The 10,855-nt window shown below is 64.4% G+C and carries 9 protein-coding genes; 3 read left to right on the top strand and 6 right to left on the bottom strand.

The features are described 5' to 3' along the window. Window positions 1-416 precede the first annotated feature (416 nt). Window positions 417-1,517 carry an LLM class flavin-dependent oxidoreductase gene (locus F758_RS0120005; RefSeq protein ID WP_024509536.1) on the bottom strand — a complete coding sequence of 367 codons (1,101 nt, stop codon included), beginning with the start codon at window positions 1,515-1,517 and terminating at the stop codon, window positions 417-419. Between the two features lie 243 nt (window positions 1,518-1,760). On the opposite strand from F758_RS0120005, the gene F758_RS0120000 reads away from it, so the two are divergent. From F758_RS0120000 to F758_RS0119990, 3 genes are read left to right on the top strand one after another with little or no spacing between them, the layout of a single operon-like run. Continuing rightward, a complete protein-coding gene (locus F758_RS0120000) occupies window positions 1,761-2,717 on the top strand; it encodes an ABC transporter substrate-binding protein (RefSeq protein ID WP_024509535.1) in 957 nt (318 codons plus the stop codon). Between the two features lie 9 nt (window positions 2,718-2,726). Further along, entirely contained in the window at window positions 2,727-3,596 is an 870-nt protein-coding gene (locus F758_RS0119995) for an ABC transporter permease (RefSeq protein WP_024509534.1), read from the top strand. Next, a complete protein-coding gene (locus F758_RS0119990) occupies window positions 3,589-4,362 on the top strand; it encodes an ABC transporter ATP-binding protein (RefSeq protein WP_024509533.1) in 774 nt (257 codons plus the stop codon). Before F758_RS0119995 ends, F758_RS0119990 begins: the two co-directional genes overlap by 8 nt. 10 nt (window positions 4,363-4,372) lie before the next feature. On the opposite strand, the gene F758_RS0119985 is transcribed toward F758_RS0119990, so the two are convergent. From F758_RS0119985 to cobT, 5 genes are all read right to left on the bottom strand, one after another. After that, complete coding sequence (locus F758_RS0119985) at window positions 4,373-5,881, bottom strand: CYTH and CHAD domain-containing protein (protein WP_024509532.1); 1,509 nt, start codon at window positions 5,879-5,881, stop codon at window positions 4,373-4,375. 132 nt (window positions 5,882-6,013) lie between these two features. Further along, entirely contained in the window at window positions 6,014-6,430 is a 417-nt protein-coding gene (locus F758_RS0119980) for a hypothetical protein (protein WP_024509531.1), read from the bottom strand. 96 nt (window positions 6,431-6,526) lie between these two features. After that, complete coding sequence (locus tag F758_RS0119975) at window positions 6,527-7,639, bottom strand: NADH:flavin oxidoreductase/NADH oxidase (RefSeq protein ID WP_024509530.1); 1,113 nt, start codon at window positions 7,637-7,639, stop codon at window positions 6,527-6,529. Between the two features lie 193 nt (window positions 7,640-7,832). Then, a complete protein-coding gene (locus F758_RS0119970; RefSeq protein WP_024509529.1) occupies window positions 7,833-8,903 on the bottom strand; it encodes an esterase-like activity of phytase family protein in 1,071 nt (356 codons plus the stop codon). Between the two features lie 4 nt (window positions 8,904-8,907). Further along, complete coding sequence (gene cobT / locus F758_RS0119965; protein WP_024509528.1) at window positions 8,908-10,815, bottom strand: cobaltochelatase subunit CobT; 1,908 nt, start codon at window positions 10,813-10,815, stop codon at window positions 8,908-8,910. Window positions 10,816-10,855 lie beyond the last annotated feature (40 nt).

The following is a 10,855-nucleotide window of genomic DNA, read 5'->3' as shown; positions in this document are numbered from 1 at the left end:
CTGTTTGAAAATCGAATCGGAGCAGTAGCTGAGCGGTCAGCTTCATCCCCGTCATTCTGAGGAGCGCGAAGCGCGTCTCGAAGGATGAACGGCCCCGATGCTGCAGCGTGGCCGTCTATCCTTCGAGGCTCGTGGAGCCTGTCATCGGGCCGGGCTTCGCGCGGACCCGGTGGCTCGCGCCTCCAGCGACAAACGGCGAAGCCGTTTGCGCGGGGATGACGGATCAGAGCATGATCCGGAAAAGTGTGAAGCGGTTTTCCGAAAAGATCATGCTCAAACAAGAATCTAAAGCGCGATGGCGATTCGACCTAATCCCATCGCGCTTTAGACAGCACGCCCCGCCCTTTCATTGGACCAGCAAAACACGGCGCGAGGCGGCGCTTTGGACGCCGCCTCGCTTCCCCTGCCTCCCGCCGCTAGGCCGCCCTACCCATCCCTGCATCGAGATGCTTCAGCCGCGGCAGCACCTCCTCCTTCAACAGGCGCAGCGAGTTGTGCCAGGCTTGCGGCTTGTGCTTGTAGTCGAAACCGAACACCAGCAGCACGCCGAAGCCGCCGACCTCGTGCCAGATCTGCTCGATCTTCTCGGTCACGGTCGCCGGCGAGCCGATGACCCAGTTGTGGCGCGCGCAATACTCGACATTGACGTCGCTATCGGGCACGTCGGGCCCGGCTTTCAAATAATCCTTGAAGCCGAAATGGCCGAGCAGCGGCAGGAAATATTCGCTCATCATGCGGCCCATCATGTCGCCGACCGAAAGCCGCCAGGCTTCCTCGTCGGTGTCGGCGACGAACACCTCGCGCACCAGCCGCCAATCGCGCCGGCTCGGCTTGCGCCCGCTTTTCGCCGCGCCCGCCTCCACCGACTCCCAGTGGCTGCCAACATAGGCCGGGTTCAGGTTGAGGCTCATCGGAATGAAGCCGCGCTCGCCCGCGAGCTTCAGCGTATCCGAACCCTTGGAGAGGCCGGCAACGCCGATCGGCGGATGCGGCGCTTGCAGCGGCTTGAGGTGAGGCTTGAGGAAATCGAACATCACGTCGGGCTTGGTCACCGTCCAATACTTGCCCTGGTGCGTGAACGGCGCGGGCTCGGTCCACAGCCGCAGGATGATCTCCAGCGCCTCGCGCGTCATCTCGCGATTCTGCCCGCTCATGCCGTCGACATTGAACATCGCCCAGTCGCTCGGCAGGCCGGAGGCCGCGACGCCGAAATTCAGGCGGCCCTCGGAAAGATGGTCGAGCATGGCGACGCGGTTCGCGAGCTCGGCGGGATGGTGATAGGGCAGGAGAAAGCCGCCGGGGCCGATGCGCAAATTCTTCGTCTGGCGAAAGCCTTCGACGACCAGAAGGTCGGGCGCGGGATGCGGCTCCCAGGGCGCGGTGTGATGCTCGCCGATCCAGGCCTCCTGGTAGCCGAGTTCATCCAGCCAGCGCAGCACCTGCAGGTCGAAGTCGTGACCCTCTTTGAAGCCGCACTCCGGCGGATGCGACGGCATCGCGAAATATCCGAGTTCCATGGGCGTTCCTCTATTTGTTATGTACGCGTCGGCATCGGCGCCGGCGCTTATTGTTTGAGTATACGAAGTACCTCCCCCGGTTGCGGCGGAATCATGGCCCGGGGAGCGGGCAGGCTTCACCTCTGCATGCGGCGAACGTGAGCCTGGGACACAAGGGCGCGAGGGCGGCAGATGCGGCGCAAAAGCAGGCGCTTCCGGCACGGTTGTTGCATTTCTCCGAGCCAGCAGAGGGAGCCAGCGCTGATGACCAAACTATTGCGTCGCGAATTCTTGTTGGGCCTTGGAGCCGGAATGATTGCCGCACCGGCGGTTCTGCGCGCGGAGGGCGCGCCGATCGTGATCCGCGCCGGCGCATTGAAGCTGATCCATTCGATCGCGCCCTATTTCTACGAGCAGTTCGTGCCGGCCGGCTACAGGGTCGAGGTCACCCCGTTCGAGACGCCGACCGAATGCAAGAACGCGGTGGTGACCAAATCGGTCGATTTCGGCGCCTTCGGCATTGCGGCCGCGATCTTGGGCGCGGCCGCGGGCGAGCCGGTCGTGGTGATCGCCTCCACCTGCAACCGCGGCATGGCGATCATCGCGAAGAAGGATTCCGGCATCAACACGCTTGGGGATCTGAAGGGCAAGCGGGTGGCGGTGTTTCCGGGGACGACCCAGGAGGTGTTTTTCCTGGAGCGGCTGAAGATGGAGGGCATGAGCATCAGGGACGTCGAGCCGGTCCGCGTCTCCTTCAGCGAGATGCACATCTCGCTCGCGCGCGGCGACATCGATGCCTATGTCGGCGCCGAACCGGGGCCCGGCGTGTCGCTCTCCACGGGAGTCGGCCAATTGGTCGAATATCCCTATTCGACGCCGATGGGCTCGCTCAACATGGTGTTCGGCACCCATCGCGATCTCATCACCGAAAAGCCGGAGCTGGTGCGCGTCATGCTCGGCATTCACCAGCGCGCGACCGATTATGCCGCGACCAACAAGGATGCGATGGTGACGATGGCGAGCGCAAAACTGGGACAGAAGAAGGAGGCGATCGAGGCCTCGGTGCCCAATGTGGAATTGACATGGAAGCTGGGGCCGCAGGAGATCGAGGAATCCAGGATCTATGCCGAGCACATGCTGGCGCTGAAGCAGATCAAGCGCATCCCGGATTTCTCAACCTTCATCGACACCAGCTTTGTCGATGCCATGAAGCCGACCTGAGCGGTTCGCATGCTGGCACCCTCGACCGAGAACACTGCCGCGCAGGAACGGCCGGCCGCGATGCCGTTGCCGGTCCGCCGAAGCTTCGGCGAAGGCACATGGTCGCGGCTGCGGCCGGTGCTGCTGGCGATGGCTTTTCCGCTGCTGCTGCTCGCGCTCTGGCATTTTGCCACCGCGGGCCGGCCGGCGAGCCTGATCCCGCCGCCCCATGACGTGTGGCTGGAGCTTCAGGACCTCGCCTTCGGCGGCATCAATGACGATGCCTATAGCCGCACCCTGCACATTCATCTGCTCGCGTCGATGAGCCGCGTCTATGGCGGCTTTGCGCTGGCGCTGATCGTGGCGCTGCCTTTGGGCATGCTGATCGGGCGGGTGCCGCTGATCCGCCAATCGGTCGATCCGACCATCCAGATCTTGCGGCCGATTCCCGTCACCGCCTGGCTGCCGCTGTCGATGATCATCTTCGGCCTTGGGCCGCGCTCGGCCTTCTTCCTGGTGTTTTTGGGCGCGTTCTTTCCCGTCCTGGTCAACACCATCTTCGGCGTCCGCTCGGTCGAGCCGCGGCTGTTCGAGGCGGCCAGCATGCTCGGCTGCACCGGCTCGGCACAGTTCTTCCGCGTGGTGCTGCCGGCGGCGCTGCCCTCAATCTTCACCGGCATGCGGCTGGGACTTGGCTTTGCCTGGGTCGTGATTGTGGTCGGCGAGATGACCGGCGTGCAGACGGGACTGGGGGCCATCATCATGGAGGCGCGGCAGCTCTCGCGCACCGAGATCGTGATCGCAGGCATGATCGTAATCGGCGCGTTCGGCTTCTTGAGCGATCAATTGGTCATGCTGATCGGCCGCCGCTGGCTTGCCTGGAGCCCGACACATGGCTGAGATCCCCATTCTCGAGCTGCGCAATGTCGGCAAGACCTATGCGCAGAACGGTCGGCCGATCGAGGCGCTGCGCGGCGCCAATCTCAGCGTAAAGAAGGGCGAGTTCGTCTGCCTGATCGGCGCCTCCGGCTGCGGCAAATCCACGCTGCTGCGCCTGGCCGCCGGCTTCGAGGCGCCGACGGCCGGCGAGAGCTCGATGTGGGGCATGCCGATCACGGGTCCCGGCCCCAGCCGCGGCATGGTGTTCCAGGACTACGGGCTGTTTCCCTGGCTCACCGTGCGCGACAATGTCCGCTTCGGACCGAAGTCGCGCGGGCGAGGCTGGCGGGAGATCAACGAGACCGCCGAGCGCTTTATCGAGCTCGTCGGCCTGCAGAATTTTGCCGACGTCTATCCGCATCAGCTTTCCGGCGGCATGAAGCAGCGCGTGGCGATCGCGCGCGTGCTCGCCAACGACGCTGAGATCGTACTGATGGACGAGCCGTTCGGCGCGCTCGACGCGATGACGCGGGAGCGGCTGCAGGATGAATTGGTGGAGATCTGGTCGCGCACCGGGCTCACGGTGCTGTTCGTCACCCACGCGATCGAGGAAGCAATCTTCCTCGCGGACCGCGTGGTGGTGATGTCGCCGGGACCGGGGCGGATCGACAGCGAATATGTCATCGATCTGAAGCGGCCGCGCGATATCGCGAGCGGCGAATTCAACGACTGGCGGCGACTGCTGGCTTCAAAGCTGCACAGCCATCACGCGCGCAAAGCGGGTTGAGGGACGCTGTTCACGCCGCTTTTCGCAAGCGTTTGCCGGCCGCCAGGGCCTGCGACAGCACTTCGTCCGCCCGCACCTCTTCGCGGCCCGTCAGATAGCCCGCGGCAAACGCCCTGCGTGTCGCGCCATTGGCCCGCGCGAGATCGCGCGCCCAGGAGGCATGCACCCGCATGTCGTTGAGTTCGCCAAGCGCGCTCTGCAGGTTTTTCAGTGCACGGTCCAGCTTGCGGCCGCGACGATCCGGATCGAGGCTTGCGAAAAACTCCCGGCCGTACCGAACCTTCTTCACGGCGATGCGCAGCTTGTGCCGCCGGCGCGCATCGAGCCTCTTGAGCTTGCGCACGCGCTTCACGACCTTGCGCATCCGCCGCCCCAGTTCCTCTTGCGCAAACGCGCGCGCCGGGCGCTCGCGCAAGGCGCGCAGCAGCGGATCGTCGCTGTTGCGCCATTCGCCGTCGAGCAGCCAGAGGACGCAGTCGAGCAGGAGGCGGCGGAAGCGCTCATTGTCCATCGCAGCGCGGGCCCGCGCAAAGGCACCGTCGCGCTCTCGTTCCAGATGATGCGCGAGTGCCTCGAACACACCAGTGTCCGGATGATGGACGAGATGGGGTTTCACGGTCCCGGAAAGGAATACGTCGTAGTCGCGTGCTGGTCCAAGCTGTCGGGTAAGCCATCTCAGCTCGCGCTTGACGCGTTCCGTGTCCGCGCCCGGCAACATGTTCTTGAACAGCGACAGCACCGTCTGCAGCCGCCGCAGGCCGACGCGCATCTGGTGAACGCCCTCCGGATCGCCGCTGCGCACCGCGGCCTCGTTGCTGGCGAGATGGCGCAGACAGGCGTAACCGATGATGATAAAGGCGTCCGCTGCCGTCGAGGCAGGCGCAATCATCACGGGACGAGCAAACACCGGCGCATCGAGCGCGCGATCAAGCAGTGCGTAGCCCAGCTCCGATTTGGCGCGTGGACCAAAGGTGACGGGCACGCTCTGCGCAAGGCGCCTTGCCAACCGCGCCGCATCGTGGCGTTCGCCCTGTTTCAGCTCGATCTCGATCTCGGCGATGTCGACGCTGCTATCGGCCGTTCCGACGCGGCCTCGATCGAGCGCGAGTTCGATCTCGCTGTCGCCAAACTGCAGCGGCATCACCACACGCTCGACGCGCGTCTCGAACACGGGCTTCAGTTGCTGCCTGATCTCGTCCGTCAAGAGCGGCGCGAGCGCGGTGCTTGCCGCGAGTTCCAGCTTCGGCCGGTCGCGGTCGATCTCGGTTTCCCATTCCGAACGCGCCAGCGGCAGGTCGGAGACCGCCTTGATGGTCTGCAACCGTCGTTCACCGTTCTTGCGCACGCGCAAGGAGACGCCGTGCGCGCGCAGCGTACGGTCATCGGTATCAAAATAAACCGAAGTCAGGTCCTGGTTGCTGACCCCCTGGCCCGCCATCTTCCTCAGCCAAGGCAGCGCGAGTGCCTTGCGCAAGCCGCTTCGAGAGGTTGCAAGCTTAAGTTCAACTTCGGCGCCCATGGTACTTGCTCCAGGCAGTCTTCACATACGCTAAAGGAGTTCCATGGCAGCTTGTTCCGGCTTGCGAAGAACGCAAAAAGCTGGTGCGAGGCCGATTGCCGAAAGCAGAAAAATGGCGGCCCTGGAGATCCGTTACTCCCGCGCTCGGGCGATGGCGCCGGAAATGATTTGCATGGCGACGCCGAGCGACCAGCCCAACATGATCAGGATTGTCCAGGCGATGTGTGGCTCCTGGCGCAGAATGATGATCGCGACCGAGAAGAACGCGGTGAGCGTCGCCAAAAACGTGCCTGCCGCGCTCAGGAGTTCCGCGGAATCGACCTTGGGCTCGGCCAGCTCATCATCATGGAACGGCAAAGGCGGCGTGTCGATGCCGAGATAGAAGCCGATCGCGCCGACGATCATCATGATGAGCAGAAAGCCCTGCGTGGTCAGAAAGCTGATGCTGGAGCCGACATGGGCCGCGACAAAGAGCCCGCAGGCCGCGCCGGCCAGCGCGAGCCCGCAACGCTCCAGCACGTGCGCAAATCTTCTGAAGCGAGTTCGCATGGCGCCAACCGGCCGTTAGGCCGCCACCTTAATCCTTTTGCCTGCGGCGCGAAACCCATTGGCAGCTCCGCCCCCGCAGCACCACGAGGGACTGCCTTACCTCACACCAAAACGCGTATTGCCAAACAGCTCCTTTTGTTCCGCCGGCGCGGCGCGCCAATAGGGCGGCGGCGCGCTCACATGACCGCCAAGCTCGGCGGCGGCATGCCAGCCCCAGCGTGGGTCGTACAGCATGCCGCGCGCGAGCGCGACCATGTCGGCCTTTCCGGATGCGATGATCTCTTCAGCCTGCTTGGCCTGGGTGATCAGGCCAACGGCTATGGTGGTGACGCCGGTTTCCGCCTTGATGGCTTTGGCAAGCGGGACCTGATAGCCGGGGCCAAGCGGAATCTTCTGTTTCGGCGACACGCCGCCGGAAGACACATCGATCCAGTCGACCCCACGCTGCTTCAATTCCTTGGTGAGTTCGATGGTCTGGGAGAGATCCCAACCGCCCTCGACCCAATCCGTCGCCGACACCTTGATACCGACGGGCTTTTCGGGCGGCACCGCCGCGCGGATGGCCTCGAACACCTCCAGCGGAAAGCGCATGCGATTTTGGAGCGAGCCACCGTACTGATCGGTGCGCTGGTTGGAGATCGGCGAGAGGAATTGGTGCAACAGATAGCCGTGGGCACAGTGCAGCTCGACCGCATCCAGTCCGAGACGCATTGCGCGCTTGGCCGCGGCAACGAAGGCATCGCGCACGCGCGCAAGTCCCGGCAGATCAAGCGCCCGCGGCGGCGCTTCGTCCTGCTTGTGTGGAACGGCAGACGGTGCCTCCGGCTGCCAGCCGCCTTCATCCGGCGGGATCAGTTGCCCGCCTTCCCAAGGGCGTTGGCTCGACGCCTTGCGCCCGGCATGCGCAAGCTGAATCGCGATCGCGGTGTTGGAATGCTTCCGCACCGAGGCGATGATCGGCTTGAGCGCGGCTTCGCAAGCCTCATTCCAAAGGCCGAGGCAGCCCGGTGTGATACGGCCGATCGCCTCCACGCCCGTGGCCTCGATGCAGAACATCGCGGCACCCGACAGGGCCAGCGAATTGATGTGGGTGAAATGCCAGTCCGTGGCTTCGCCATTGACGGCCGAATATTGGCACATCGGCGCGACCATGATGCGGTTGGGCAGCGACAGACCGCGCAGCTCGATCGGGGAAAACAAGGCGCTCATGCGAGGGAGCTCCGGAACTGGAAGGAAACGGCGTTGGGAGAGATTAGGTGGTTGCAGGGGAGATTTCCAACTGCACCGGCCGGTGGGCGGCAATGCGCCCGCGTATGGTCTGCCTTGTTTGGGTGCAGGCCCGATCAAGACGCCGCGCCGGCTGAGCGCATCGAGGATTCGGTGGCTTTCCTGTAGGCGACAATCACTCCACCATCGTGAACTGCAGCAGCAAGGTGCGCTGAATCAGCGAAAAATTGTCGTCGGAGACCAGAGTGAGGACGGTGTCGCCCTCCGCCGTCACGTAGGCATCGATCCCCTCCATGTTGTCGATCTCCTCACCGAGATCGGCCTCGAAGATCGCGGGGCCGTCGACCAGCGCGCCGGGCATGATCGATCGAAGCGGAATGCGGCGAATGCGGATACCGACTCCGGAGATCCAGGAGAATTTCCGCTCCAGGATCAAGAGATCCCCGGATGCCAGCAGCACCGCGTCGCTGATATCGAAATTGGCCGTGCGGCGCACGGAGAACTGTCCAGGCGAAGGTCCGCCAACCAGAAACGCGACGAGATTGCCGTCGCGGTCGAGCCCTCGCTCAGACAGCGCGACCAGGGTACCCGCTAGCGGCAGGCCCTGGGGCACAACGACAAGCGCTTCGAGCCCCTTATTGTGGGGAAGCTTCTTGACCGCGGGCGGCATCGACACCAGCTCGCCCCGCGACCGCGTGAAGCCTTCGGACAAATCGAAGCGCAAGACTTGGTTGACGCGCTCGAGGCCGACGTAAGCGAACTGACGATCCAGCGCGAGCGACTCCGAATCGTACCAGCCGCGCGCGGTGATCGGCTTGCCATCCGGCCCCAGTATCGGCGCTGCCTCGACCTCCTTGAGCCCGACCATGGCGTGTCCGGAATAAACAATGCGACCGGTGAACCAACCGCCCTTGTCGCTGAGCGCGATGAACCGCTCGCCCCTGGCATCAAGCCGAATCGCCGACAGCCCACCAAAGCCCGGAAAGGACGAGGTGAGCACCAATCCGCTGCGATATTCCAGCGAACCAAAACGGATATGCGAATGGTCGCGCGGATCAAAGGAAGGGATGGGCCGCGCGTTGACCCCGATCGAGACAGGGGAGGTGACGGAATGTTCGTCGATGGCCCCCGTTTTCGCCGGCGGTTGCGTCGCGGATTGAGCGCAGGCGATCGCCGGCACCGCGACTGCCGAAAGCCCCGCCGCCGAGACCTGAAGAAAGCGACGGCGAGAGAGGTTTGCGCGCATCAGCTCACGAATGCAGCCGACGCCGCAGCCCGTTCCCGCTCGGTTTGGCCGGTGCCGCATGGGTCTCGCTGAACAGCTCGGCGAGCTTTTCAGTGATGGCGCCGCCGAGCTCCTCGGCGTCGACGATGGTGACCGCGCGGCGATAGTAGCGGGTCACGTCGTGGCCGATGCCGATTGCGATCAATTCGACCGGAGAACGCGTCTCGATCTCTTCGATGATATGGCGCAGATGGCGCTCGAGATAATTGCCGGGATTGACCGACAGTGTGGAATCATCGACCGGTGCGCCGTCAGAGATCATCATCAGGATCTTGCGCTGTTCGGGCCGGGCAAGCAGCCGCTTGTGCGCCCAATCAAGTGCTTCGCCATCGATGTTCTCCTTCAACAGCCCCTCGCGCATCATCAGACCGAGATTCTTACGCGAGCGCCGCCACGGTGCATCCGCCGCCTTGTAGATGATATGACGCAGATCGTTCAGCCGGCCGGGATTGGGCGGCTTGCCAGCGGCGAGCCAGGCCTCGCGTGACTGCCCGCCCTTCCAGGCACGGGTGGTGAAGCCCAGGATTTCGACCTTGACGCCGCAGCGCTCCAGCGTGCGGGCGAGAATATCGGCGCACGTCGCCGCCACCGTGATCGGGCGGCCGCGCATCGAACCGGAATTGTCGAGCAGCAGCGTCACCACCGTGTCGCGGAAGGTCGCCTCCTTCTCGTGCATGAAGGACAGCGGGTGATAGGGATCGACGACCACGCGCGACAGCCGCGCCGGATCCAAAATGCCTTCCTCGAGGTCGAACTCCCAGGCGCGGTTCTGCTGCGCCATCAGCCGCCGCTGCAGGCGATTGGCAAGCCGCGCCACGATGCCTTGCAGGTGCGCGAGCTGCTTGTCGAGATAGGAGCGCAGGCGCTCCAGCTCGTCATGGTCGCAGAGGTCCTCGGCCGCGATCACCTCATCGAATTTCGGCGCGAAGGCATGATATTCGGGCCCGCGCGGCTCGTTGGCGCCGCGGAAATTGGGCCGCGTCGCCTCGCCCGGCGTTTCGTCATCGCCGAGTTCGCTATCGTCGAAAGTATCGCTGGTGGAGGCCTGTGCGCTCTCCATCGCGCTTTCCGACAATTCCTCGGTGCTCGCCTGAGCCTGATCGGCGCTCATTTCCTGGGCCGCATCGCTATCCGGCGAACCCTCGGCGCCGGACTGCTCACTTTCGCCCTCGCGGTTGTCGTCCTGGTTCTCGTCCTCGTCGGCCTCGGCGTTGCGTTCGTCGCCGAGATCGAGTGCCGACAACAGATCATGCACCAGGTCGCCGAACTTCGCCTGATCCTCGGTGAAACGGCCGAGCTGATCGAGCCGCTTGCCGATCTTGTCCTCCAGGATCGGACGCCAGAGATCGACCATCTTTTTCGCAGCCGCGGGCGGCGCGAGGCCGGTCAGGCGCTCGCGCACCATCATGGCAAGTGCATCCGACAGCGGGGCATCCGCGCGGTCCGTGATCTCGTCGAACTTGCCGCGATGGAAGTGATCGTCGAGCATCGCCGTTAGATTCTTGGCAACGCCGGCCATCCTCCGCGCGCCGATCGCTTCCACCCGCGCCTGCTCCACCGCCTCGAACACGCCGCGCGCCTGCGGATTGCCCGGCATCAGCCGGCGGTGCACCTTGGGATCGTGACAGGCAAGCTTGAGCGCAATCGAATCGGCATGACCGCGCACGATCGACGCATCCCGGCGTGTCATCTTGCGCGCGGGCTCGGGCAACCGCGCCTTGCCTGGTGCGAGCCCGGGCCGCTCGGCCGCAAAGCTCACATCGAGCTCGGGCGTCTTCGCAATTGCGCGCAGGCAGGCGGTGACCGCCCGCTTGAAAGGCTCGGTTGGTGCTTCCTTCGTTCCGGGGCGGAATTTGATGTTGGAGGTTGTCATCGTGATCCAGTTCGTCGTCCCCGCGAAAGCGGGGACCCAT

Origin of the sequence: Bradyrhizobium sp. ARR65, from assembly GCF_000472385.1 — a bacterium.
In the GTDB taxonomy this organism is placed as follows: Bacteria; Pseudomonadota; Alphaproteobacteria; order Rhizobiales; family Xanthobacteraceae; genus Bradyrhizobium.
Note: the sequence above shows the minus strand (reverse complement) of the source record. Positions and strands in the feature narration are given on the sequence as shown.

Bases quoted from the DNA above. Each gene is read 5' to 3' on its own strand.
- F758_RS0120005 (WP_024509536.1), bottom strand. From the start codon at position 1,517: ATGGAACTCGGATATTTCGCGATGCCGTCGCATCCGCCGGAGTGCGGC.
- F758_RS0120000 (WP_024509535.1), top strand. From the start codon at position 1,761: ATGACCAAACTATTGCGTCGCGAATTCTTGTTGGGCCTTGGAGCCGGA.
- F758_RS0119995 (WP_024509534.1), top strand. From the start codon at position 2,727: ATGCTGGCACCCTCGACCGAGAACACTGCCGCGCAGGAACGGCCGGCC.
- F758_RS0119990 (WP_024509533.1), top strand. From the start codon at position 3,589: ATGGCTGAGATCCCCATTCTCGAGCTGCGCAATGTCGGCAAGACCTAT.
- F758_RS0119985 (WP_024509532.1), bottom strand. From the start codon at position 5,881: ATGGGCGCCGAAGTTGAACTTAAGCTTGCAACCTCTCGAAGCGGCTTG.
- F758_RS0119980 (WP_024509531.1), bottom strand. From the start codon at position 6,430: ATGCGAACTCGCTTCAGAAGATTTGCGCACGTGCTGGAGCGTTGCGGG.
- F758_RS0119975 (WP_024509530.1), bottom strand. From the start codon at position 7,639: ATGAGCGCCTTGTTTTCCCCGATCGAGCTGCGCGGTCTGTCGCTGCCC.
- F758_RS0119970 (WP_024509529.1), bottom strand. From the start codon at position 8,903: ATGCGCGCAAACCTCTCTCGCCGTCGCTTTCTTCAGGTCTCGGCGGCG.
- cobT (WP_024509528.1), bottom strand. From the start codon at position 10,815: ATGACAACCTCCAACATCAAATTCCGCCCCGGAACGAAGGAAGCACCA.